Raw genomic sequence first — 22631 nt, 5'->3', positions numbered from 1 at the left:
CTTCCATCCTATCGTTCTCGTTCACAGTACGGATGATTCTTCGTTCGAAGGCGGAGTATGGGAGATTATCGACGAGACGGTTTCAGTTCCAATCGACCCGTCACCGCTCAAACACCGTCTCAAGAATTTACTGGAGCGACGACGGCTCTCGAAGAACCTTTCAGCGAATTGGAAAGAACTGAGAAACAGTACAGGGCCGTTTTCGAATCAGTCAACGATGCGATGCTCGTTATTGATGCTGAACAGGATCAGGTCCTTGACTGCAACCCTCGTGCCCGGGAGGTGCTTGGATACTCTGAGTCAGAACTTCGGGCACTTTCCGCTTCAACGGACCTGCATCCAACAAACGGCGACGCCTATGAGCAGTTCATAGAGCGTGTGCTAACTGAGGGGCGTGGCCGAACTGAGGATATTGTTTGTACGACTAAAGATGGGTCTAAAATCGAGGCGGAGATCTCAGCGAGTATGTTGGATGTAGAAGATAGCTCGAGAGTTGTGTTCTGTATCCGGGACATAACAGAGCGCCGGGAGCAGTCTCGGCAACTGGAGAGTCAGCGGGACCAGCTTGCACAACTAAATCGTATCAACCGGACACTCCACGAGACGACGAGAGCAGTTGTTCAGGCCTCGAGTAGAGACGAGCTCGAAACTGCCGTCTGTCAAAACCTGTCCGCGTCGGACGCGTATCAGTTCGCTTGGATAGGTGAGAGTGCGGAAGAACACGCTCGCGTTGAGCCCCGGGCAACGGGAGAGAAGGCGGCGGAGTACCTCAACCACGTTAGCGTGACGACCGACGGAACGGAGACCAGCCAGGGTCCTACTGGCCAGGCACTCGAAACACTGTCCGTCTGTACTGTCCAAGACGTATCGACAGCATCCGATATGGAGCCCTGGCGTGATTCGTTAGCAGAGTTTGGAGTCCGAGCGACTGCTGCTGTCCCAATTCACTACGATGACGAAATCTACGGGATTTTGAACCTATACACCGAACGCGAGAACGCGTTTGTCGGCGAAGAACGGGACATTCTTTCTCATCTCGGAAATACAATCGGGCGCGCAATTGCTGACATACGGGCCCGCGAAGAAGCACAGATATTCCAACAGGCAGTTGAACACGCCGGACACGCGATCTATATCACTGAGCCGGACGGGACGATTGAGTTCGTTAATTCTGCCTTCACCGAGATGACGGGGTACAACCGGGAGGAGGTGATCGGGAAGAATCCACGGATTCTGAAATCTGGAGCGCACGATAAGGAGTTCTATCGCGATCTCTGGCAGACGGTGTTATCTGGGGAGACATGGGAGAACGAACTCATCAATCGGCGCAAAGATGGTCGACGCCAGTATATCGACCAGACCATCGCACCGATCACGATGGGATCGGACGATATCGACTATTTTGTTGCTGTCAACACCGATATAACGCAACAACGACGCCGGCGGCAGCAACTCCAAGTGTTATATCGTGTCCTTCGTCATAACTTACGAAACGAACTGAACGTTATCGAGGGGTATGCAGACCTGCTGGCCGAATCCGGAACGAGCCAACAGGAATCTGCACTCACCGAGATCTCTCAAGCAGTCGACGATCTTCTTCAAATAAGCCAGCAGGCACGCCGTATTGAAAGTACATTTACTGAGGAATCTGCTGATCAGGAAGTGCATTCTCTAGACGAAGTCGTTCAGGAGGCGCTGGCTGATGCTGCGGTCCCTGAAGACAAGCTAACTACCTCAATTCCTGAAACGTCCTTCACTGCTAATATGGAGCTAAAGACGGCGATTCAGGAACTTGTGGTGAATGCGTTCAAGCATAATGATGCGGAGGAACCGTCGGTATCCGTAACAATGGAAACAGAGGGCAATCGGAATGCGCCGTATGGGAAAGTTGTCGTTCGGGACAATGGCCCCGGGATTCCGAGCAATGAACGGGAGGTGCTACGGGAAGGTGAGGAGTCCCCACTGCTTCATGGAAATGGCTTGGGGCTATGGCTTGTCAACTGGGTCGTGTCAGAACTTGGGGGTTCTATTGATATTCAAGATGCCAACCCGCATGGAAGTCTCGTAACGGTTACTGTCCCACTTAGAGATTGATCTGCGGATTGGTGATGTGAAAAGAATAGTTTGGATTCATCGATGCTCGGCCAGGTTTTTCCCCGACAGTCCAGTAAAACCACTCTCTACCCCCATTTTTCAGGATACGTCCGCTCGTTCGACAGTAATGGTCAGGTCGCCCGACGCGTAATCTGCCTCGAAGTCGACGGCGAACGCGTCCGACTCGTAGGCGGCGTGGTAAGCACGGTGGCGTTCGAGCGAGCCTGTCGCCTTGAAGTGGAAGAACGCGGCCGCCGTGTAGGGCTTGCTCTGTGTTTCGACCTGCGACTCGACGGATGCGGGGAGCGCGATCTGGGGCGTCTCCGTGTCGATACTCGCAGCGAACTCTTTCGCTTCCTCGACGGTTGCTTGCGAATGTGCCGGCGTCTCGCCGGTGAGCACGTTCACCGGGGTTTCCGTCTCGTCGGTGAACAGGACGTCTTCGAAGGTGTGTGTTCCGAGAATCGCCTCGGGATCCAGCTCGCAGTCGTGGAACGGGTTGTCATCTGAGGACATCGGATCTCGAGCCTATGGCGGGGCTCACCCATTCCGGCCCCCTGAAAAACAGCAGTTGCCACGAAGCAGATCCAACTATGAGTGGTTGAGGCTCGCCTTCTCGAAGGGTGATTCTCCGGTCGGAATGAGCAGCTCCTGCCGGTCTCCGACCGACTTCGGATGCTCTATTGTGTCCGAACCGACGGTGACTGATGTCCTTCGCCTCGTCATCCTTCTTGGCGCTTATACTGCCACATTCTGAGGGCAATCGGACCAAACACAAATAGAATGGCTAACCCGGTCACGAGGTCTGTATTCACTGAGTGCCCTTGTTCTGAGAGTAATCGTGGGACGAATAGAATGTATATTATGAGTGAGTACCGGAAGTACCGCCAGTTGCTCATATCGAAGTCGTCCCGTCCGAATCGCGCGAACAGGAAGCGGACTAGAACGATAACGAAGTTTGTGCTCACCGCAAGCCCCAACGCCAGTATCACGAGTTTAATCAAGTGAAGAACAGGCGCAGACACATAGTAAACCACGACGGCAGCCGGTAGCAGAAGTAATCCTATGAACAAGACAAGGGCTATGGCAACTCCTAGCCGAGTACCGACTCGCGTTCCCAGGTTCACATCATCCAGTGAAGATTCACCGACGTCTCGAATCCGGTCTATTTCTGGCGGTTGTTCGTCGACAGAAAGTTCGGATCTACCAAGCCACGAACCTAGTCTCCTCGCTACTCTGTTCTTGAATTTTGAATCATCCAAATCCACGTATCGGTTATACATAATTATTGAGACAGTCAGCATAAAATCGCGGTAGAAGAACTCGTACAAAGCAATCAAAATCGGGGGTGTAAGAGTCGATATGAGAAGTGCAATTGTCAGTGGCTGTATAGGAAGGGTATTCGAAGCAACACTTCCAATCCAGAGGGTCGTGTAGAGAACGGCGTAGGTGGTGGCGATTACCAGTGGTGGAGATGTCTTATCCAGAATCAGCTCGGTACGCGAAAGCTGACTGATGATGGCCATTTGACGCAGTAGCGTCAGAACCAACAAAAGGAGTGCTACCGCTATTGTCGGAAATTGAAGGACATCACTAACCCCGGGTGAAATCAGGAGAATTGCAGAGAGAAGGGCAGCCAGAGTAATTTCAAAATCAACCGCTGTGGCGAGGTCTTTCTCCAGTACCTCTTCCAACGGTATTTTGTCCATTATGCGCTGTAACTTGCGACCTGCTCCTAAAACATTCCCGTCGGACAAAAGTCCCGGAGGAATTTCCCTCGTTCAGACCGTTTCGGCAACCGCCTGAGCCCTCTGTGGTTATACTGTTCAACGTTGCCGAAAACAACGTGACGATGGGTTCGTACCCTCTTTCACGACGGTATCCGTGATATCCATAGCCGTATGTATCGAGCGGGATTGACCGTCTATACTCTCTCATAAAACGTCGTAATCCACGAGGGAGGACGTTGGTATGTCTAGTGGAAAGAGTGCGCGATGTCCCTTGACCTCCGCCCACATCAGTTAGATGTAGAAATCCCGCCACAGGATTTCAAGCTGAGCAACCGCTCAGCTTGACGGTTTCAAGACGCATACGTTCCAAGCGTCGCCTGCTGGGTTTCAGCATCGGCTTGGCTGTCTTGTGGCCTGGTCAACGAGGCCCCATCCTCAGCCGAGTCATCGTCGTTCTCGTGTTCTCTAGAACGACTCTCTCCGCTGAGGTAGCGATCTGCGATGTTGAGTGCGGCATTGATGTCTGCCTGGTACTCTCCGATCCAACAGGCGTCGTTGGAGCATTTGAACGTCGCCTGTTGAGGTCGGGCTCCCCTCTCACCGCACGCATGGCACTCTTGAGAGGTATTCCGCGGATCGACTGTGACAACGGGAATCCCTCTCTCAACCGCTTTATACGTAATCTGTGCGTGGAGCTTGGCGAATCCCCAGCCGTGAAGCCGGCGATTCATGTAGTCCCCATAGTCCATCGACTCCTGGATGTACCTGAGATCCTCGAGCACGAGAACCGGCGACTCGACTGACTCAGCGTACTCTACCACTTCCCTGGTGACCGTGTGGAGGATATCGTCTATTTGCGCCCACAACTCGTCGCCAAAGGTGTCTGTAATCCGTTCGCTCTCGCGACGCTGGAGTCGCCGCATCGTGGTGAAGTAGCGCTTGCGGAGTCGACGAACAGTCTTCCCCTCATCCGTCCAGAGTTCAGGGTTTGTCGGGGACCCATGCTCGTCGCGGTGACACACCGTGACGAGACTTGCTTCCCCGATATCGACGCCAATGGGGGTACGTTCTTCGGCGGGAACCTCGGAGTTGAGCGGGATGTCACGGGTCGCGATGAGATGGAAATACCACGTTCCCTCCCGCTTGAGCAAACGACCTTCCCCCACGTCTGCGTCGCCAGTGATCACTGCTTCAAGCCAGTCCCGTTGCTCAGGGTTCGGCTGTGCTGGTACCCAGAGGTGGTAGTCCTCATGGTGTGGGATTTTGACGTACCACTCGATCGTGTTTTCGGGCTTGTGGTCGATCTTCACCCCCTCGTTCGTGAAGCGGACAGGGTGATCGTCACTGAGTTTATTTGCCCCATACGTCGTCGTTAGCTGCGGGACATACCGCTTCAGAGCGTTCTTCGCGTAACTGCTCAGTTGATAGTCACCCACGATGTCGTTCGCTTCCCCCAAGGTGGAACAGTTGGCGTCGAAGGCCTCTTGGAGCGCCTGCTGGTAGGCCGCCCGTGTCTCACGGAGTTTCTCCCGTTTGTGAGCGTTCGGATCTACCAGTTTCAGTTCCAGCGTTTTTGTGAGTTCAGTCACGACTCATCACCCTCTGATACTGACTGGTCGTCTTGGAGGCCTCACCAGCGCGCTATCGAACTCGCCCGCATCTGGTTTGCCCCACGGAGGCCGTCCACGACTGGTTCGCCCCGCACCCCTCATGGGGGCGATAAACACTCTCCGACCCGATCCACCCAAATTGCTCATTGCGACGCCGCTCAGGACTCGACCTGTATATCGGCGTCCTCGCTGTGTTGTGGTTGGGTGAGTAGACTCACGTTCTGGAGGAGTGTCCTCGCTGCCTCGATCCGCTCCTGATCGGCGTCGTCGAGTCCGGCCGTCTCGATGCGCTTGAGATTGGTGAGTGAGCGATACAGTCGATATCCGGGCGTGTTGCGTGGGTCCATGTGAAGCGCCTCGCCGATTCACGGCGCAGAGAAACCTCTCCGGCTGCGGGTAGCTGTCGGACTGGGTCTGCTCGTTAACCAACATTGGTGTATCTCTATGTCGCGATGTTGGTTAAGGCGAGTCCTGACCCGCTTTGCTGGGTCCGTAGCGAGCCGAGCCACACACCCGACACTCCCAGATCGGTTGTCCCGTCCACGCCTCATCCGGGACCGACTCGTGGGTCTTGAACCGATGGTCGGTCGCCCGTTCACAGGTTTGACAGTCGAGTTCCTGCGTCGTCGGTACCGACGACTCTTGCCGATCAGCCCAAGCTTCGCCAGTAGACTCGGTCAGCGCCATCGCTGTAACCAGCCACACCGCGTCGACGGCGTCGTCGAGGACCGCGTCGAGACGCGACGCGCCGCGGATGCCGTCCCCACGCTGGTCGTAGAGGCGCGTCGGGGCCTGCTCCGGACGTTCCGACGCTCCCTTCCCGTGCCACCCAGTCCGGTCACGGGCGGCACTGAGAAGCCGCTCTCCCTCCTCTGACGACACCTGTACCGCGTCGGGAAGTGAGGGCCATTGCTCGGCCAGCTGGCGCGCCGGCGCCTCATCGAGATCGTAGATGAGCGTGTAGTCGTCGACGGCCGGCTCCGCCTCGTTGGCAGAGAGGAGGTTCGCCGCGGCGCCGCCCTTTGCCACGGCGCCGTAGAACGTGGTCGACTCGACAATCAGGTGGACGATGCCGAGGCACGTCGTCGACGCTGCCTCGTTCGTGCTAGTGGCGTCACCTCCGAGATGGTTAGAGAGACAGAACCGGCATTTCGTCTGGCCGTCTGGGACTGACACCCCACACGACTTGCACTCGCCATCGGCGGCCGTCGGCGCATCAGGGTAGCCACCAGAGCTCGTCGCGACGCGTTGCCGCCGGGGGGCACCCTCACAGCCGTCGTCCAGCCTCGTGTCCGGAATGTGGGACGCCTCGCCAGTCGGCCGCAATTCCTCAAAGTCGGAGTAACGACCGTTCATAGAGCAGTCTACAGAGAACATGGCTCGTCTTCGTGTTTAAATCGTAGCGTGGATAGACCGATGTGCAGTACAGACGGAGAGACAGTGGACTGCCTCAGGCGACCCGTTCCTCCAACGTATCCCGGTGTGCCCGAACAGTCGCCTTCGAGGCGTTCGCTACGTCCGCGGCCTCGGATTGCGTCAACCATCGGCCCTCTTCGCGACCGGCCTTGTAGAGGCAGGCCGCGGCGAACCCGGCCGGATGGACGCCCGTCGTGACGCCGCGCTCCTCGGCCTGTTCCGCGAGGGCTCGGGCCCGCTGTCGGATTTCGTCCGGACACTCGAGGTCCGAGGCGAGGCGCGGCACGAACATGCTGGGGGAGACGGGCTCAGCGGGGAGGCCCAGCTCTTCGTTCAGCGTTTTGTACGCGTTCGTGACTCGTGACTCCGCCACGCGGGCCATCTCGCTGACGTCGTCCACTAACCGCGAGAGGCCGTTGCACCGGCAGGCCCCGTAGACGCTGGCCGCGGCGATGGCCTCGATGGACCTGCCTCGAAGCAGATCCTCGTTCTGGGCGCTCCGGAAGAGCTGGCACGCCTGGTCGCGGACCGAATCGGAGAGGTCGAGCGCGCTGGCCAGCCGGCGCACTTCGCCCAAGCCGTGGGCGAGATTCCGTTCTGCTTTCGACCGCCAGCGACCACGGGTCTGCTCGCGGCGCATTCGCGCGAGTCGCCGTCGCTTCTGCCCGGCGATCTCGTTCCCCTTCGCGTCGGTGCCGCGACCGATCTCCGTCGACAGGCCGCGATCGTGACGGGCCGCAGTGAGTGGGGCACCCGTTCGCTCGCGCTCCTCGTCGTCGTACGCTCGCCACTCTGGCCCGTGATCGATTCGCTGTTCGTCGATGACCAGGCCACAGTCCTCGCAGACCGTTTCGACCGCGTTCGTGGTGACCCGTCCGTCGCACTCGGGACATTGGTTCGCACTCGATTCCGTTCGGACGTCTTCGTCGAATCCGCTCTCGTAGATGTCTCTAGTTGCCATCGTTCTCACCGTGTTTCGGGAACTCGCCAGTACAGCGAGCCCCTCACCCATTGAGGGGGAAATAAACTCTACGCGGGATTGCCGAACCTATTGAGAGATTTGACGGGATTGAATTACGACGTCCTAGTCCCCCTAAACGTAATGAAGGGTATGTGCGCCGAGGCTGCTTCCCCTTTCCGGGCCTATACGGGAATCAAATTTTCAGATATGTTTCTCAACCGGCTCCAAGGCGTAGGATTCCGCCAGCTTATCCCGGCCGGTTAGGTTTGAATCCGCCATCGCCACGATTAGCTGGTAGCTTTCCAGGATTTCAGGAAGTTCCAACAAGAAGTCTGTAACGTCCGCTGCGTTCTCATCGTCCGGACCATTCCCGTAGGGCGAGTCAATCAGCAGCAGTTTGAGCGGAACTGTCTCACGCTCCTCCTCCAACTCTGCCAAAACCGTAGTGTGGAAAAGCAGCATATGCAGAAGGAGCTCTGCATCAGTTTGTCCCAACAGTCCTGGTGATTTCTGCGTATTGTCTGTACGGTGAATCGTGTAGCTGTACGAATTACCTCTGTCGAAGCGGACACCGGTGGCATTGGCAAAGGTGCCGCGTGTGAAGATTTCCAAGAGAGATTCCATCCGCTCTTCCAGCCTGTTCTTCAACCGTCGACGGGCTTCCTTCCGCTCCTCGGATATAATGCTTTGGTAGGACTCCAACGCATCCATCCGCTGCTCCTTCCTCTGTCTTTCCTCGTCAATCTGGCTCCACTCCCACACCTGCCGGGCAACACCATGTAACGAGCCTTTCTTCGCGTCGATACTGAGTTCGAGGGAAGTATTCTTGTCCCGCAGATCTTCGATTTCATGCTCTATCTTCTCCTTTTCACGCTTGTACTCTGCAAAGCCGGATTGCTCTTCCCGCGTTTTTACGGTTTCAAGTTGGTCCCTCTTCTCCTCCAGTTCCTCTTCCAAGAACTCAATCTCTCCCTCCAGTGTCCTCTGCCGGCTCTCCAATTCCTCCAGTTCTTCCTGCCTCTTCTCCCGCTCAATTACCTCACCTTCCTCGTCAACCTCGGACACCGTTTCGTAACGGTCGTCTGGAACATCCTTTCCGCAGAGCGGGCAGTCACCGTGGTCGTTGAAACGTTGCTGTTGCTCCGGGTCAACATCGCGGGTGCAGACCGGACACCGGTTCGGCAGCGAGATCAGCTGCTGAATTTCCTGTAAAGCAGGGGCAATCTCGTCGGTTGCGGTCTCATCCTTTAACTTAGATATCTCCTGTTTCACACTTCGGAACTCGTCCTCCTTCTCTTGGAGACGAGACTGAATATCCGATATCTCATCCTTCAAATCGATTTTCTCGGAGAGAGCCGAATCCGCCTCGCTCTTATCAAGAAGCCGGTCAAGTTCCTCCCGTCTTTCTACCTTCTCAGAAAGCTGGTCCTCTACCTGTTCCTGCTCCTGCCGCAGTTCCTGGATTTCGTCATTGATCCGTTTAGCCCGCTGCTTGTACTCCAGCAACCGAGTCTTCGCTTCCTGTTCCTCGTCCTCCAACTTGCACTCCTCAAGTTCACTGCGTATCGCCCTATCCACCTTGGTGAGCTTGATACCGAACAACAGATCGATCAGATCCGCGGCCTCGTCCCAACCATAGAAGCTGCGAAGGTCACCGGAGATAATGCTGAACAAGGAGAATATGTTGAACCGGTCGAAACCCTGCTCATACAGCGGTGTGATGCCGATTAGGTCGTCGACTTCTGATTGGGTGCGTTGCTCCGCCTCGCTGTGTTCACTGTCCCCCGGATTTTCGATGACGTTGGGCTTATTGTGGCCTTCATAGCTCTGATTCCGCTCCATCTCCCGGTGGACTGGTAGTTGCGGCGGCCCTTCCGCCAGTACCCGTCGGTTTTCAGCTTCTTGTAGTTCCGGTTAATCGGTCTCGTGATCAATGGATCGTCATTGTCTCTGCCGAAAAGGTTGAACCGGGTGGCCTCAATGAAGCTGCTCTTCCCTTTCGAGTTTCGTCCGTGAATGATGGTGGCCCGGTCAGAAATGGAAACGTCTAACTCATCGATGACTTTGAACCCTTCAATATCCATCCGGGTCAAGGAGACCAGCTCATCGTCAAACTCGAGGTCCCGGTATTTAGCGTCCAATATGTCGATGAACTCGTCTACGTACTCGTCGTCGATTCCCTCATCTTCTCGTATCGACTGTTGGACTTCTTCCTTAATTATGGGTTCAGACATGGCCTATCTCTCCTCCAGCAGAAATCGTGATCCAAGGTTCAGAATCATACGTCACTCGTCTCCTCTTAGCAGCAGGTCCCGCTCCTCTGCTTCCTTGACCGGGTCCAAGTCCATGATGTATTCGTGGAGTTCTTCCACCGTCATGTGACCGAATTGGAGGACGACGTGGTCAATTGTATCCTCCCAGTCCGACAAGACCTCTGTCTCCAATAATTCAAGCTGGGAAGCGAAACGGTCCATCACCACTTCACCCGACCGTCCCAGTGTGATCCGGTACCGGCAGTTCTCCTCGTTTATCTCCGGTGTCTCCACCTTCGCCATTACTTCCTCATCAATCAGGTTAGAGGCGTAGAGCCGGCGTTTATCCTCTTCCAATGTCTTGGCGAAAGGCCCGGAGCTCCGCATCCGGTATGTGTAGCGGAATCCGGTTTTCTCCAACTTGCCGTGATCGTATGGCGTAGTGTCTCGGTCCATTCGGTTCTGGTCTGCGAGCTCTTGGTTCACCAGGTAGACCAGTTTCTGGAACTTGTACCGGCTGTCAATCCCTTGAGAAAGGGTTTCCGAGCAGGAGTGAACCAGTTTAAGCAGCATCGTTAGATCCAGAATCTCGTTAACCGAGTACCGGATCTCATTCCAGCTCTGGTAGACCTCGTCGAAAGGAATCTCTCCGGAACTGAAGTCCTGGACGACGTCTTCTCCGATGCCAGCCTCCTCCAGGTAGCTGAGTACCTCCTCGTGGGTGAAGACATCCTGCTTCAGGTGCTCTAAATACTCCTCATCGTACTGGCTGAACGCGGCTTCCTGCCGAGATGAAATCCTCTGAGCGGTATCAACGAACTCCTGCCGCTCCGTACGCGAAAGATCCAACCACTGCGACACTCTGAGCAAGGCTTTTTCGTGGCGAGCCATGCTAATTCTCCACCCTGTGGTAGGCACCTTCGCACCATTTGAAAACCCAGGAACGAGCAGATAGGCCGCTGCACTCCGGGCAAATCGTCCTGAAGTAGTCCCTGGCCTCATCCATGATTTCTTCCTTCGATGAAGCTCTTTCAATAGGACGCTGAATCATATCGAGTTTTTGTCCCGGGTTCGAGTGCTCTGAATCGTCAATAATGGCTACTATGCGGGAGGATTTAGGAATTGTTGTACCATTGAGATAGTCCTCCATCTTAGTTCCAATAACTAGGTCACAGTGAACCAGAATCAAGCTGTTAGGGATGATCTCCTTGTCTCTCTCGATACTGGCTTTGGGCAACCGATGAGTGTCGGCCGAGAGGTCATTATCGATGTGTCGGCCTTCGCCGTTTACGTGCTCACAGTCTACGACCTCTTCCATGATATCGCCCACCGGTTCACCAAAGCAGGTATCTGAGTCTATCAGAAACAGAACCATCTCCGTATGAGGCCAGACAGACTCGACATCTACAGGTTCATCCATGATTGGCTATCTTCTTTATCCGCTTAATTACTGACTTAAGCTCCTGTCTCCGATCTTTTAATTCTTGCTGGTTTGGGGATTGCGAATCTCCGGCGATCAGATGCTTCGATGGCTCTGGTCGACCATGGAGATCATCCAAACAAGCCTCAACATCCTGAGCTGCCTTGCTCCGTCCTGAGTCTTCGCCTTCCTAAGCACATCCGCAGTCTCCTGCATCGATTCTTCCAGTGCTTTGTACCTCCCGGTCAAATCGATCGGCGGTAGCTCGGTTTTCTCTAGGAACTCCTTCGCCTTGATTACCCCCTCAGAGGCCTCCTCAAACTGGTAGTAGTCATCTGGGGCGTCGATTTCGTAACGGTCGAAGTAGAACAGAATCAAAAATCCGAAGATAACACCGATGCAAAGACCCACCCAGATCTCCTGGTTGGTCGGGGCTAGCGGCGTCTGGTAAACCCAGGTATGGAGCAAAAACCCGATTCCAGTCGCCGATCCACCAAGAAGTAGGTAACCTGCTGCGATAAGACCAGGGACAAAATCCGTGTGTAGAATGGGGGAGAACGAGTCCTTGGCAGCACTCCGTGATATGAGATACGCGCCGAGACCGGTTACAACGGCGGCAACAGTGAGCACCTTTGTAAACTGTGGCACTACACTGGTATCCAGTAATCCTTCCGAGGTGAAGCTGAAAAGACCGAGAAGGAATACACCTTCCAAGATAACAGCGTAGAAGATACGTCGAGGCGGACCGCCAAACGTGAAGCAGTCCAGATAAAGAGAAAACCGGTTATCAGGCATTTTCAGCAGTAGATGATGTACGCGCCTGCCATTAACCCGTTGGAAAGAATAGCTATGACTGATTCCTCCGTCAGTTTGCTTAAATATCAGGCTCTTGTATATGCTGGAAAGAGGGTTCTCTGTAGCCGTGTTCGGTCAAATTCAGTCTGAGTTGACTCACTACTACGCGAAAATTCGTGGCGGAGTAACTAACACAAGCGAATACACCGCGGGAGGAATCACACGGACAGTATACTGGTTCCGCAACGACAGCAAGCGAATGGGGGACTACACTCCCCTTGGAACCCTGTTGATGAACGAACAAGCAAAAGACGATTTCTCAAAAGATGTCGTTGACTACGTCTTCCTCCACGAGGTCGGACACGACCAAGTGGGTTCAATGGGAAGAACCCTGTTTTGGGCGATCTACCTGAGCTCGGGACTACTCCTCATCGCAGGTATGATAGCATCACCGAGCATCCTGCTGGAAGCAGTCGAATCTGCACCGTCCATTGTGATGATTCCTGTCTACACAGCAGTCGCACTCGGAGTCTCTCTGGGAGCCATCATCCCCTTCACTTTGGTTTGCTGGATCGACGAAACCCTAGCTGAGCTATTCGCTATCTCTAAAATCGGAATCTCACAATACAGGTCTGTTCTGGAGGAAGTCAAAGAAGAATCCGAAGTCGGACTCCTCCGCAAGATCCGTATCCGAATCCAGTATCCGCCGGAAGCACTTATCTTCTGGATCGCACGGAAGCGAGGACTCGGCGGCACATAGAGTGGAGATGTGACTCAAGCAGTTGCCCCGAGAGAAGGCGTCCGCATCATGATGACGCTGAATGCGAACAGCGCCACGATGCTAACCGCCACCGTGGGTGCGGAAGTCGTCAGAACTGTACCTGCGATAATCGACGCGAGGGCGTTTGTTCCTGTCATGGTCAGAATCTTGGTTACCGGGTCGGGTCCTCGGGAACTGCCGTTTGTGGCATACGCCTCTGAGGAGTCGAACCTCAGCCCTGCCACGCGACCCTGCTGACCATTTCGTGACTTCCGATACTTTCTCCTAAACGACTGGACGTAATATTTCCTTCGAGTGCCGACCCTACCCCGGACAAATTGAACTATTTGTATAATTGGGGGTGGGCGTATAGTCGAACGGATTATCTGTTTTCTATTTGAATATTAGTAATTGTCGTACTGTTTTGAGTGGCATTACAATCGTTAGAAAATTCGGGTTCCCAATGCCAGCTCCAGATTCACTAAAGCGTACTTCAGGTCTTTGCAGGTGTCGTCATCATCACACTCCAGCCACACGGACGCGACCTCCGAAATCAGAGTCCGTAGCTCGTCATCATCAAAAGACTCGTAGTCTAACTCCAAATCGAAGTCCTCGTATTCCACCCGGTCCAAATTCTTTCCCATAACATCTAATTGGGAATCGACCGACTGACCAAACTGCTCCCGATAATTGTCTGCATCAAATCGCGGATTACTTATACTACTGCTTTCCGAAAGATAACGGTCGAAAGTATCCCTGTCACCCGTCAAAACCAGCAGCTTACAAACAGTTGTTCTAATGCTGTGCTCATCAGGTACAGTCTGTAGAACCTCCGTTGCCTGGTCTGGTTCAGCCTGATCTAACCAGAGAATACCGGGAATCCAATTCTTTAACGCGCTCTCAGCCAGAAGGCGGACAGCATCGTCGTCAAGACCGAGCTTATCATACCCAGCATAATACCGCATCAGGTCATAGAGAGAAGTGTAGTGTTCCGGATTACTATCCCTACGGTGGATGTCTGCCTCCAGATCGTGAGAGAGTTTAGTAAATGAGTCTCGTGTGACTTCGCTGGAAACTGTGTAATCCCCCTCTTCGTCAATGGAGAACGTAATATCAGCTTCTGCCTTCTCGTTCGGCTCTAGGTCTCCGATTGTGGCAATTGACTCAGGGTCAAGCTCAACTACCCGACGAATCCCTCTCATCAGAGACGCTCGCTCTTGCTCTATTCTATATTCGACAATAGACTCAAATTCGTCCCGGTCGACCTCCTTTTTCCCAGACGACTTCCGAACCCAAATTTCATTCTCTCGGAGCTCAACACTACCTTCATCATCCTCCAGCTTACTCGTCGTAACGCAAGGCGGCTTCTTCACACGATTTACGACCAACACGGCAAACTTGGATCCATCTTCCACAAAGGAGTGTAGCGAAAGCTGTGGACCAGGACTGAGTCTGGAATCAATTATGTCTTGAAGGTCATCGGCTTCGAAACTAAGGAGATGTCGTGTATCAGCATCTTCATCTTCAGCTCCTTCAGATACGCCAACTACGCCACCATCCTCATCACACCCGATTAGAAGATAGCGGTCTTCTCTGGCATCTAAAACATTGGCAAGAGATTGTACATCTTTGACAAACTCTGCTTCAAGATAGAGGTTTCCTTTGATGTAGTAATCGGATTTGAGGTCGACCCAGGCTTGCTCGTCGCCTCCAAGCCTATCGATCAACTCCAACGCTTCCTCCTTATTCATGAATGTGCTAAAGTACAGGAAGTTACCAGATTTGTATCTATCTCTGTCCATCTACTATCTCGAATATCTCAGCGGCTGTCGGGATATCCTGCAAAATAAACGCTGATGCTGCTCACAGGAGAAACCGACGGAGCCGTCAGGTACAGCATTCAACTACGGTTGTGGCTGCGCGCGCAGCGAAGCGAGCACGGAGCGGAGGGTGGGGTGGCGGGGTCTGGGTCGGTCCGGCACACAGCAAAAAGAGGGTTGCCTCGACTGGCTATTCTTCCCACCACCGACCGCGCTCCGGGAACTCGATCCGAGACCACCCGGTCAGCGCGATTGAGCACCGGCCTTCGTACCAGTTCTTGGCTGCTGCCCGGAACCGCACTGTCTGACCTTCACGCACCACCGTCTGCCCGGATTTCTCCCAGCAGGTGAACTTGATTTTCCCGCTATCATCCGCTATCAGCCCGACTTGTTGAATCGCGCTACTACTGGGAGACCAGAGTTCGATTATTTCACCTTCGACTGTCACCTCACCGACCGGGACGTCCGGCACGTCCGCGATGGGCACGATCGCCCCCGGCGCCGCTTTCAGTTCTTCGAGGGTCTCCAGCACCGCCTTCGTGACGTCCCGCCCGCGCTCCACCTTCTCGGCCAGCTGCTTTGCGACGACCGCCCTCGACCAACCGCCCTGCACTTCGTCGCTGATCCGCATCGCCTGCTCGTTGACCGCCGCGAGTTCCTCTTGCGTCAGCTTCTCTCGGGGATCCGTGCGCTCCGCCGGCGCCGGCTCGTCACGACCACACTGCTCGCTGACGACCTCCCGCGTGCGCTGCTCCCGACCGTCCTGCGTTCCCAGCTCGGCCTGGGCACTGATGCGCTCCAGTTCGGCTTCCCGCGCCCGAATGCGCTCCTCCTGTTCGAGGGTGACACCGTGAATCCGGTCCTCGCTCGTGTCCGCGATCCCGTCCGGGTGGTTCGCATCCACCTTCGCCTGCGTCTCCTGCTCGACCGCCGCCTCGAACTCCGGCGTCTCGTCGACGACCGGGAAGCCGTCTTCATCGACCGCCTGACCGCCCGCTTTCTCGAATGCCTGTTCATCGACCGAAACGACCTTTCCGCTAGCGTTGTTACTAGACATTGGAATCACACCAGATTCCGAAGGCGCTCACGCGCCGACTCCGCGATGCTCCAACATCGCGGTTTTCCGACGACAACGACCGACAGAACCATCTGCGCGCTCTCGCTCGCGCCTTCGCGAGCGCCCTACCGGGCGCGAGCGAGAGCGCGCCTGCATGAGGTGGCCCCAACCAGCACCGCGCGCCGACCCGCCCAGAGCGAGCGGCCAGCGGAGTAAGCGTGGGGGGTGAGCAGCTACGCCGCGCAACCCCTCGCGCTTACCCGCTGGCGCCGAGGGCACATGCACTTTAGCCCGGAACGGGCGCGGGCGGTGCGGAGAGCGCCCGCACGCCCGGAATGGTCGGTCGCGAGCGACGCGGAGGGCGGCAGCGGCGAGCGGGGCGGGCCGCTACGTACACACCTATCTAATCATCTACTTCGCTCGGTGCGTCAGCTACAGTCCTGGCGGACTCAGAAAGGGCGAGGCCGCCTCGGCCGTCCCCCGACCCCGCAAGCACCGCAGGCACGAGGCGCGCAGCGGTGGTCGCGGGACGTCGAGCGGCTGAGGGCTTTCGAGAACACTCCCCGTCTCCGCAACGAACGTCGTTATTCGTTGACGCACCCGGACTCATCCTCGACAATGACGTCGACACCGTCCGGTGAGACCTCGAGTGGAATCCCTTCGACAGTAAACTGGACGGCGATGTCCCCATCGGATGAGGCAAGCAACTGTTCGAGCGCATCGATGTCCACGTAATCGTGGAGTTGATAACCGTCGTCTTCGAGCCCGCATATCTCCAGTGTCTCGATGATCTCGACGACGAGGTCATTCGGTCCGCCCGAACTGTCCGCTGGAGGGGAATGCATCTGAACAATCGGGGCTTTGGGTGACAGACGTTTAAAACGTTAGGAGTCAACCACAGAAGCGATGCGCTCCTCTATTTGACTTAGCGCGTTCGGGATAGTGTCGGCGCAACCAGAAGCGATTATGCGCTTTGACGCCGACTGGATGTCTCGTGCCGATGGCCGCATTCTAGAGCATCTTGCTGAAGCCGGCCCCGATACCCCAAAAGAAATGGCGGAAAGTGACCGGGTTCGCTTCTCCCGTCAACACATCAATGCCCGCTGCAAGACGCTGGTCGAATACGGCCTCCTCGTCCACCTCGGGAACGGGGTCTACGATATCACGCGAACGGGGGAGCAGTATCTCGCCGGCGACCTCGACGCTCGTGACCTCGACCCCGAATAGCGTCAGCTGTCGCCGGCGACCAGGTCCTCGATGAACCGGAACCCGTTCACGTACGTCACCGAGTCCCCGTACCCCTCACTCGCGAGTACGGTTTCGGCCCCCTCGCCGGCCGCGATGTCGGTCGTGTAGATGTACTCCTCGGTCGCCTTCCCCGCGCTGAGATGCTGGGCGGCAGCGCAGCGAGGGCAGCGTCGGCGCGTTCGACCTCGTCGGCGGGTCGGTCGTCGGCGTTCGCGATGTACCGCTGGAAGCCATCCATCACCCGCGAGACGACCGGCTCGGAGAACTCGAGCGGCGCCGCAATCGTCGCCCAGCCCTCGTCGATCGCAGCGTCGATAGGTGGCGCCTCGACGTCGGGGTCGTCGACGGTCAGCTCCTCGTACACCCGTTCGGGCAGGACGAAGGTGACGTCGTTCCGGCGAGCGAATCGGCGAACAGCTTGGTACCGACTGTTCGAGGGTTGTCCCATCGCGACGAATAGGCCGGTGTCGGCGATGTGGAGCCGGCTCACGCGTCGTCAGCCGCGTCGCCGTCGTCGATATCCAACTCGTCGAGTCCTGCCCCAGCTTCCTCGATGTCGTAGTGCTCGTGGACGACGGGCCGGAGCGCCTGGAGGACCATCTCTGCAGCCAGCGGCGAGATGTCGAGGTCCTCCGCCATCAGCCGGTGGGTCACATCCCCACGCTCCCGAGCAATCGCGTAGGTGAGCGCCGTCGCGAGGCCGGCGACGCCGTGGCGGTCGATGTAGGTGTCGATGTCGGCGTCCGTCTCGCGGCGGCCGACGGCGTCGATGAGCGCCGGCGTGATCGTGTACTCGCGGTCACTGGCGGCCGTCGTCACGGTCAGGTCGATCTCACGGGCGGCGTACCGGCGCGGCTGCTCGTCGTCGGTGACGTCGACGACGCCGGCGTCGACGAGCCGGTTGACGTAGCTGTAGGCGGTTCCCTGTGCGAGCTCGAGGTCGTCCATCACGTCCTGGACGGTCGCCTCCTCCCGGGCGAGGTACGCGTACAGCTGAGCCAGCTGTGGCTCCTCGAGGAGATCGGCGACCGAGAGGAAGTCCTGGACGATGTCGCCGTCGGCGCGGTTTGAGGTACGTGACACGGGTGTTCTTGATTACAGTTTACAGCGAAACAGTAAAGAGTGTTTGGGTCACTCCGCCGGCGTCGCGACCAGATGCTCCTCGAGGTCGCGCGTCCAGTACGTCGCGAGTCCGCCCGGACTACAGCGGGCGCACAGCTGCAACGGGCCTTCCAGGTGCCCCAGTTCGACCCGGAACCGGGTGAGTGCCGCAAGTGTGTCGACGACCAGTCCACAGCCGTCACAGACGACGTGATCGCACTCGTCGGGATCCGGCTCCGTCTGAATCGCGCAGTCCACGCAGATCGGGTGGGTGACCCGCTCGTCTTGCCCCCAGGTGTGGGCCTCGCCAGTCTCCGTACCGGGCGGCGCGTCGCAAAAAGCGCAGCCGACGAGGGTCTGCTGCATCACTCGCCCTCCCCGTCGGCGTCACGGCCGGCCGTCCAGCCACGGTGGAAGACGGCCAACTGCGTTGTCGAGTCGAACGCCGTACCGCTCGGCTTGTGAACCAGAACTTGGTCCTCGGGAACCAGAGTGACGTCGTCCGCGTCGACGAGGTCGCTGACCAGGCGTTGGGCCGTCGTGTCGTCGACGTCCGCCGTGTCGACGCCGGCGGCGTCGCGGTCCTGGGCGAGCTGTTCCTTCTCGAACCGTTCGTAGTCGGCACTCGTGTCGTCGTGCGGATCGGGACCAGGCATGGTGCGTCACGCAGCGCACACTGTCGCGCGCTGCACGCCTTCCGGCGCCGACAAACAGTCAGGAGAGACAGCGTCTAGTCCGGTCGGGGATCGCGATAGCCGATGACGGCGACGTCGTCGATGAACAGGACGCCCTTCATGAAGTCGAGCTTGGTCAGACTGTGCTGGTAGAGGTTATGCCGGCCCAGGTAGTTTACTGGCACCACCAGAGAGCCGAACTCGATCTTTGGCCGGCCGTCCTTCTGGGTGCGGTACCCCTTCTGGAACTTGAGGAGGTCGTCGCTGACGTTCTTCCGCTCGCTCTTCTCGACCTCGATGGCGATGCGCGCGTCGGCGTCGTAGAGATCGACGCTGTAGTTAAACCCCTGATGCGACCAGAGCTTGCAGTTCGGGTTGTAGCCGCCGGCGGCGTCCCCTTCGTACTCGTACTGCGAGAGCTTGTCGGCGATCGCGGCATCGAAGCCGCCGACCTCCGTGTGTTTCGTCGCCCCGTCGAAGACGCTTGCTGGGACGGCCTCGACGGCCGACCGAATCGACGCCAGCCCATCGTCCGGAAACGCCTCGGACGAGGTTTGGGTGCGGCGCTCGCTCAGTTTGGTGACCTCCTCGACGACGACCATACTCGCACTCGACGAACAGTGCGCCGATAAAACCCGTCGCGACGGCCGTTCGTGCGGGCCGGCCGCCAGGATACACTCACTCGAGGGACAGGGCGGTGGGTGGGGGCGAGGGAGTGGATCCAGCCCCAGAGTTAACCAACACTGTGTCGGTATCGGTTCGGAATGTTGGTTAAGTCTAGCCGCTACGGTGTCTGGAGCTCTCGAACTGGCTTCACGACGAAGGTGTCTGGCTCGCTGGTTGCTCCTTCACCTAATCGCTCCGCCGACGTCGAGGACGACTGCGTGAGCTGAGTGATGAGCTCGTCGCGAACGGTTCGTCGAGGGACGGTGGTCTCGTGCCAGCCCAGCCGGTCGTCGAAGTGCCGTTTCTGGAACTGCTCGCCGACGTCGTCGGCGGCGACGTACTGCGTCCGCGTCGACCGCCCGACCTGCCGGGAGATGAAGACGGCGCCCACGGTCTCGTGCGTGAGTTCGACGAGGGCACACTCCAAAGGGCGACGACCGACGCGTGATCCCGGTCGGTCGGAACCGCCATCTCGAGGTCCGCCCACGGCGCCTCATCGTCGGGGGTAGTTCCTGCGTGATCCGCTGCTCGTGTCTTCCTGCGTTGTTCCGAAGCCATCGTCTATCGGGGGCACGTGATGCGCCCCGCCACCCCTCGCGGGGACGACAGACACCACCGAAACGCCCCCGTCAACCTATGCGTTAATTCTGATACTTCCGTAGTTCCGCTACCCCTGTGACGGCCCCTCGGCCTGAGAGAGCCGGCGGCCTTCGCACATTGCATATCGCCTCTTTCTTTGGACGAAAACCGCGATATGCAAGCCGAAATAGCGGACTTAAATTGCAGTAGAACCTCGTCGGGCCGATTTGAGAGCGTAGAAAGTACCTCGACGAGTCCCGAGATAATGCTGTGATTTCAGAAATTGCTCGACGGCGGGGCAAGGAACGTGATTTCGGTCGTATCTGGATTCCTTTGGGTCGCTGATTCACCTATTCTGCGTCCCTCGAGTTCCTCCATCTCGTCACTTCGAATCATTGGAAACCCGATACCCTCGATTTTGGTCGTATTAACCTCTGAAATAGTTCGACGAGGATTCAGATAGATCTGGCTCTGTTTAATCCTCCTTCATCTGATATGTTCCAACAGCCATGATGAATAGGGAGAAGAATCGGTCCCCGACGAAAATCATGATTGGGGCCGCTCAAATCTGTAGAGACTGAAGATGCTTGTCGAACTTCACTTTCAGTCCGAGGCCACCATCTTTGACTATCCCTGTTGAATAGTATACTAACAACAGCTCTCACCAGCAGGTATCGAACTTCCGAAGTAGTATCACAAAACCTATCCGCACCATAGCGGGAACACTCTAATCATGACTCCTCCCACGCCGGGCTCAAACGACCCATATAGTGAGGAGGAACCCTATGCAGACGCGCTTCTACGCGGTATTGAACTTGCGGTAGAGGACGTGTTCGACGACCCTGGTCGAAACATCACGCGCATGGAGCAAGAGAAGCTGTGCTACTTCGCAATTAAAGAGTTCGACCTCCCGGTCACCTATAGCTGGTACCTTGCCGGTGCATACACGAAGGTTGCCGGCGAGCCCGACAATGCCCCGGGACGGATGACCACCAACACGGGTGGGATTCGACGCGATCACGGTGAAACTGAGGAAGTGCAACAGTATCGGGACTACTTCGGGTCCGAGGTTTTCTTCGACGATTATGACCTGCGGAAAGTTTGGTATACCGGGAAATTCGACTTCCTCCGCGACTTCTACCAGGAATGCGCTCCCGACGAGTACACCGATCTGTATCTCACGTCGACGGATATTCGGGAGCACCTCGAAACCCTGATGAGACGATTGAACAGGAAACAACGAACCATTCGCTGTCGGATTTCGGCGGAGGCTCACAAGAGGGGTTGCTGTCTGAATCGGACGAGGAAGAGTTCCGATTGCTCATTTCTGACCTCCATCTCGAGCTTGCGGAAATCGACGAGCTGTCCGAGATAGTGGACTTAGTCACTCGTGGAACAGATATTATTGAGCAGGTGTTTGCGCAACTCACGACTCTCGAGTCAATATCGAACGAGCAAGAAACTGTGTTACAGGATCTCGCGCCGTACTTTTACTATGATGTCTGGCGGTACCCGGCATTGTACATTTCTACGCAAACTGCGGAGGGTCCGAATCGACACCACTTGATCGAGGAGCACGCAGACCGGTTTACGAGCTTCCACGAAGACCTTCTATCGCGACGGAATCGGCTGAGTGAGCGATGTGCTGATGCGGATTTGTACCCGCGCGCTGGCCATCACTCCCAGAGAGTTGACGAAGAACAGATGGCGCATCTGCACGAGATGGCAAGAGAGGTTCTGGAGGGTACTGAATGAGCGAAGCCGCCCGACTCAACTTGGATACATCGGTGATGGTGAATTACGTCTATTCACAGCTTCCGGGCGACCTCGAGGAGGACCGCGGCTGTCAGCGACTCATTGATGGTGAGTCGTTCTATATCGTGATCGGTGGAAAGGCCAACGACGAGTTCGATGCGCTCTGTGAACGCCGGTACAACCTCTACGATGACGTAATTGCCTACCTCCGCGATACTGACAACGAGATTTTCGACTACGAGCCGCGTGCTCGGGATATCCACGTCAGTCCGAACGACCGGAGTCACTTTCGGGACGATATCCAGATGAGCTGGTACGATATGGATAAGCGAGAGCAGCTGTCGACGCTACGTCGCTGTCTTCAGGATATAGAACTGTATCAGGTGCAGCTTCCGGATGAATTGATTGACCGGTGTTTCCCGCAGCAGAGCAACGATCAATTGTTACGCCGGTTCAGAAGTGATCTCGATATTGGCCACGATTGTGAGATTCTCGTCGATGCAGTCGAGATCTCTCGCCAGCATTCGGTATCGACACTTGTTGCTGTGGATTCGCACCTTACCAACAGAGAGCATATCGAAGTCGTGTATGAAATCATCGAGGATGTACTCGGTGTCTCGGGATTACTACGGATCTCGGAACCTGTGGGTGTTAGCGCTGCTAGCAGTGATTGAAATTTTGTAGATGGTGGAA

The 22631-nt window shown here is 56.5% G+C and carries 23 protein-coding genes and 3 pseudogenes; 5 read left to right on the top strand and 21 right to left on the bottom strand.

All coding sequences use genetic code 11. The features are described 5' to 3' along the window. The first annotated feature begins 57 nt into the window (after positions 1–57). Positions 58–2094, top strand: coding sequence for a PAS domain S-box protein (locus V8686_RS17960; protein WP_379706999.1), 2037 nt, complete (start codon positions 58–60; stop codon positions 2092–2094). 99 nt (positions 2095–2193) lie between these two features. Here the strand turns inward: V8686_RS17960 and V8686_RS17955 are convergent, their stop codons facing one another. The 12 genes and pseudogenes from V8686_RS17955 to V8686_RS17905 form a co-directional block, all read right to left on the bottom strand. After that, on the bottom strand, positions 2194–2610 hold the full coding sequence (locus V8686_RS17955; RefSeq protein ID WP_340696143.1) for a hypothetical protein: 417 nt from the start codon (positions 2608–2610) through the stop codon (positions 2194–2196). Positions 2611–2685: 75 nt separating this feature from the next. Further along, positions 2686–2760: pseudogene (locus tag V8686_RS18490) on the bottom strand (DUF6735 family protein); the annotation flags it as partial. 56 nt (positions 2761–2816) lie between these two features. After that, on the bottom strand, positions 2817–3803 hold the full coding sequence (locus tag V8686_RS17950; RefSeq protein ID WP_340696160.1) for a hypothetical protein: 987 nt from the start codon (positions 3801–3803) through the stop codon (positions 2817–2819). 371 nt (positions 3804–4174) lie between these two features. Beyond that, positions 4175–5413, bottom strand: a complete 1239-nt coding sequence (locus V8686_RS17945) for an RNA-guided endonuclease InsQ/TnpB family protein (protein ID WP_340696159.1) — start codon at positions 5411–5413, stop codon at positions 4175–4177. A gap of 179 nt (positions 5414–5592) precedes the next feature. Beyond that, a complete protein-coding gene (locus V8686_RS17940) occupies positions 5593–5781 on the bottom strand; it encodes a hypothetical protein (protein ID WP_340696140.1) in 189 nt (62 codons plus the stop codon). Between the two features lie 112 nt (positions 5782–5893). Then, a complete protein-coding gene (locus tag V8686_RS17935; RefSeq protein WP_340696191.1) occupies positions 5894–6790 on the bottom strand; it encodes a biosurfactant protein 1 in 897 nt (298 codons plus the stop codon). Positions 6791–6884: 94 nt separating this feature from the next. After that, positions 6885–7811 carry a transcription initiation factor IIB gene (locus tag V8686_RS17930; RefSeq protein WP_340696190.1) on the bottom strand — a complete coding sequence of 309 codons (927 nt, stop codon included), beginning with the start codon at positions 7809–7811 and terminating at the stop codon, positions 6885–6887. A 201-nt stretch (positions 7812–8012) separates the two neighbouring features. After that, a complete protein-coding gene (locus tag V8686_RS17925; protein WP_340696158.1) occupies positions 8013–9653 on the bottom strand; it encodes a hypothetical protein in 1641 nt (546 codons plus the stop codon). Beyond that, positions 9539–10045, bottom strand: coding sequence for an AAA family ATPase (locus V8686_RS17920; protein ID WP_340696157.1), 507 nt, complete (start codon positions 10043–10045; stop codon positions 9539–9541). The genes V8686_RS17925 and V8686_RS17920 overlap by 115 nt, the downstream gene beginning before the upstream one ends. Positions 10046–10096: 51 nt before the next feature. Then, positions 10097–10954: a hypothetical protein gene (locus V8686_RS17915; RefSeq protein ID WP_340696156.1), complete on the bottom strand. Its 858-nt coding sequence runs from the start codon at positions 10952–10954 to the stop codon at positions 10097–10099. A 1-nt stretch (position 10955) separates the two neighbouring features. Next, entirely contained in the window at positions 10956–11483 is a 528-nt protein-coding gene (locus V8686_RS17910; RefSeq protein ID WP_340696137.1) for a hypothetical protein, read from the bottom strand. A gap of 96 nt (positions 11484–11579) precedes the next feature. Continuing rightward, complete coding sequence (locus V8686_RS17905; RefSeq protein ID WP_340696155.1) at positions 11580–12278, bottom strand: hypothetical protein; 699 nt, start codon at positions 12276–12278, stop codon at positions 11580–11582. Between the two features lie 259 nt (positions 12279–12537). Here V8686_RS17905 and V8686_RS17900 point away from each other — a divergent pair, with 259 nt between their 5' ends. Then, positions 12538–13038, top strand: coding sequence for a hypothetical protein (locus tag V8686_RS17900; protein ID WP_379706991.1), 501 nt, complete (start codon positions 12538–12540; stop codon positions 13036–13038). Between the two features lie 443 nt (positions 13039–13481). Here the strand turns inward: V8686_RS17900 and V8686_RS17895 are convergent, their stop codons facing one another. From V8686_RS17895 to V8686_RS17885, 3 genes are all read right to left on the bottom strand, one after another. Next, entirely contained in the window at positions 13482–14840 is a 1359-nt protein-coding gene (locus tag V8686_RS17895; RefSeq protein ID WP_340696134.1) for an AlbA family DNA-binding domain-containing protein, read from the bottom strand. A 208-nt stretch (positions 14841–15048) separates the two neighbouring features. Further along, positions 15049–15915: a DNA-binding protein gene (locus V8686_RS17890; RefSeq protein ID WP_340696133.1), complete on the bottom strand. Its 867-nt coding sequence runs from the start codon at positions 15913–15915 to the stop codon at positions 15049–15051. Between the two features lie 584 nt (positions 15916–16499). Beyond that, the gene (locus V8686_RS17885) at positions 16500–16760 is read right to left on the bottom strand and encodes a HalOD1 output domain-containing protein (RefSeq protein ID WP_340696132.1); all 261 of its coding nucleotides are present in this window, start codon (positions 16758–16760) and stop codon (positions 16500–16502) included. Between the two features lie 121 nt (positions 16761–16881). Between V8686_RS17885 and V8686_RS17880 the strand changes: the two genes are divergently transcribed. Next, positions 16882–17142, top strand: coding sequence for a MarR family transcriptional regulator (locus V8686_RS17880; protein WP_340696131.1), 261 nt, complete (start codon positions 16882–16884; stop codon positions 17140–17142). 2 nt (positions 17143–17144) lie between these two features. On the opposite strand, the pseudogene V8686_RS17875 reads toward V8686_RS17880, so the two are convergent. From V8686_RS17875 to V8686_RS17850, 6 genes and pseudogenes are all read right to left on the bottom strand, one after another. Further along, positions 17145–17653 (bottom strand): annotated as a pseudogene (locus V8686_RS17875) (hypothetical protein). Beyond that, positions 17650–18246 (bottom strand): winged helix-turn-helix domain-containing protein, encoded by a 597-nt coding sequence (locus V8686_RS17870; RefSeq protein ID WP_340696154.1) that lies wholly within the window; start codon positions 18244–18246, stop codon positions 17650–17652. The pseudogene V8686_RS17875 and the gene V8686_RS17870 overlap by 4 nt, the downstream one beginning before the upstream one ends. A 48-nt stretch (positions 18247–18294) precedes the next feature. Continuing rightward, entirely contained in the window at positions 18295–18630 is a 336-nt protein-coding gene (locus tag V8686_RS17865) for a DUF7558 family protein (RefSeq protein ID WP_340696128.1), read from the bottom strand. Then, positions 18630–18920: a hypothetical protein gene (locus tag V8686_RS17860; protein WP_340696127.1), complete on the bottom strand. Its 291-nt coding sequence runs from the start codon at positions 18918–18920 to the stop codon at positions 18630–18632. The genes V8686_RS17865 and V8686_RS17860 overlap by 1 nt, the downstream gene beginning before the upstream one ends. Before the next feature lie 74 nt (positions 18921–18994). Continuing rightward, positions 18995–19540, bottom strand: coding sequence for a hypothetical protein (locus V8686_RS17855; protein WP_340696126.1), 546 nt, complete (start codon positions 19538–19540; stop codon positions 18995–18997). Between the two features lie 182 nt (positions 19541–19722). Further along, positions 19723–20162 (bottom strand): annotated as a pseudogene (locus tag V8686_RS17850) (hypothetical protein). 754 nt (positions 20163–20916) lie between these two features. Between V8686_RS17850 and V8686_RS17845 the strand changes: the two are divergent. Together V8686_RS17845 and V8686_RS17840 are read left to right on the top strand one after the other, a co-directional pair. Further along, positions 20917–21558 (top strand): hypothetical protein, encoded by a 642-nt coding sequence (locus V8686_RS17845; RefSeq protein WP_340696153.1) that lies wholly within the window; start codon positions 20917–20919, stop codon positions 21556–21558. A gap of 376 nt (positions 21559–21934) precedes the next feature. Continuing rightward, positions 21935–22612, top strand: coding sequence for a hypothetical protein (locus tag V8686_RS17840; RefSeq protein WP_340696151.1), 678 nt, complete (start codon positions 21935–21937; stop codon positions 22610–22612). Positions 22613–22631 lie beyond the last annotated feature (19 nt).

The organism is Haloplanus litoreus (assembly GCF_045690335.1).
Taxonomy (GTDB): domain Archaea; phylum Halobacteriota; class Halobacteria; order Halobacteriales; family Haloferacaceae; genus Haloplanus; species Haloplanus litoreus.
This window is presented reverse-complemented; position numbering and strand designations above follow the sequence as displayed.

Excerpts from the sequence above, each read along its gene's own strand:
- V8686_RS17960 (WP_379706999.1), top strand. The coding sequence starts at position 58 with ATGGGAGATTATCGACGAGACGGTTTCAGTTCCAATCGACCCGTCACC.
- V8686_RS17955 (WP_340696143.1), bottom strand. The coding sequence starts at position 2,610 with ATGTCCTCAGATGACAACCCGTTCCACGACTGCGAGCTGGATCCCGAG.
- V8686_RS17950 (WP_340696160.1), bottom strand. The coding sequence starts at position 3,803 with ATGGACAAAATACCGTTGGAAGAGGTACTGGAGAAAGACCTCGCCACA.
- V8686_RS17940 (WP_340696140.1), bottom strand. The coding sequence starts at position 5,781 with ATGGACCCACGCAACACGCCCGGATATCGACTGTATCGCTCACTCACC.
- V8686_RS17935 (WP_340696191.1), bottom strand. The coding sequence starts at position 6,790 with ATGAACGGTCGTTACTCCGACTTTGAGGAATTGCGGCCGACTGGCGAG.
- V8686_RS17930 (WP_340696190.1), bottom strand. The coding sequence starts at position 7,811 with ATGGCAACTAGAGACATCTACGAGAGCGGATTCGACGAAGACGTCCGA.
- V8686_RS17925 (WP_340696158.1), bottom strand. The coding sequence starts at position 9,653 with ATGGAGCGGAATCAGAGCTATGAAGGCCACAATAAGCCCAACGTCATC.
- V8686_RS17920 (WP_340696157.1), bottom strand. The coding sequence starts at position 10,045 with ATGTCTGAACCCATAATTAAGGAAGAAGTCCAACAGTCGATACGAGAA.
- V8686_RS17915 (WP_340696156.1), bottom strand. The coding sequence starts at position 10,954 with ATGGCTCGCCACGAAAAAGCCTTGCTCAGAGTGTCGCAGTGGTTGGAT.
- V8686_RS17910 (WP_340696137.1), bottom strand. The coding sequence starts at position 11,483 with ATGGATGAACCTGTAGATGTCGAGTCTGTCTGGCCTCATACGGAGATG.
- V8686_RS17905 (WP_340696155.1), bottom strand. The coding sequence starts at position 12,278 with ATGCCTGATAACCGGTTTTCTCTTTATCTGGACTGCTTCACGTTTGGC.
- V8686_RS17900 (WP_379706991.1), top strand. The coding sequence starts at position 12,538 with ATGGGGGACTACACTCCCCTTGGAACCCTGTTGATGAACGAACAAGCA.
- V8686_RS17895 (WP_340696134.1), bottom strand. The coding sequence starts at position 14,840 with ATGGACAGAGATAGATACAAATCTGGTAACTTCCTGTACTTTAGCACA.
- V8686_RS17890 (WP_340696133.1), bottom strand. The coding sequence starts at position 15,915 with ATGTCTAGTAACAACGCTAGCGGAAAGGTCGTTTCGGTCGATGAACAG.
- V8686_RS17885 (WP_340696132.1), bottom strand. The coding sequence starts at position 16,760 with ATGCATTCCCCTCCAGCGGACAGTTCGGGCGGACCGAATGACCTCGTC.
- V8686_RS17880 (WP_340696131.1), top strand. The coding sequence starts at position 16,882 with ATGCGCTTTGACGCCGACTGGATGTCTCGTGCCGATGGCCGCATTCTA.
- V8686_RS17865 (WP_340696128.1), bottom strand. The coding sequence starts at position 18,630 with ATGCAGCAGACCCTCGTCGGCTGCGCTTTTTGCGACGCGCCGCCCGGT.
- V8686_RS17860 (WP_340696127.1), bottom strand. The coding sequence starts at position 18,920 with ATGCCTGGTCCCGATCCGCACGACGACACGAGTGCCGACTACGAACGG.
- V8686_RS17855 (WP_340696126.1), bottom strand. The coding sequence starts at position 19,540 with ATGGTCGTCGTCGAGGAGGTCACCAAACTGAGCGAGCGCCGCACCCAA.
- V8686_RS17845 (WP_340696153.1), top strand. The coding sequence starts at position 20,917 with ATGACTCCTCCCACGCCGGGCTCAAACGACCCATATAGTGAGGAGGAA.
- V8686_RS17840 (WP_340696151.1), top strand. The coding sequence starts at position 21,935 with ATGAGCGAAGCCGCCCGACTCAACTTGGATACATCGGTGATGGTGAAT.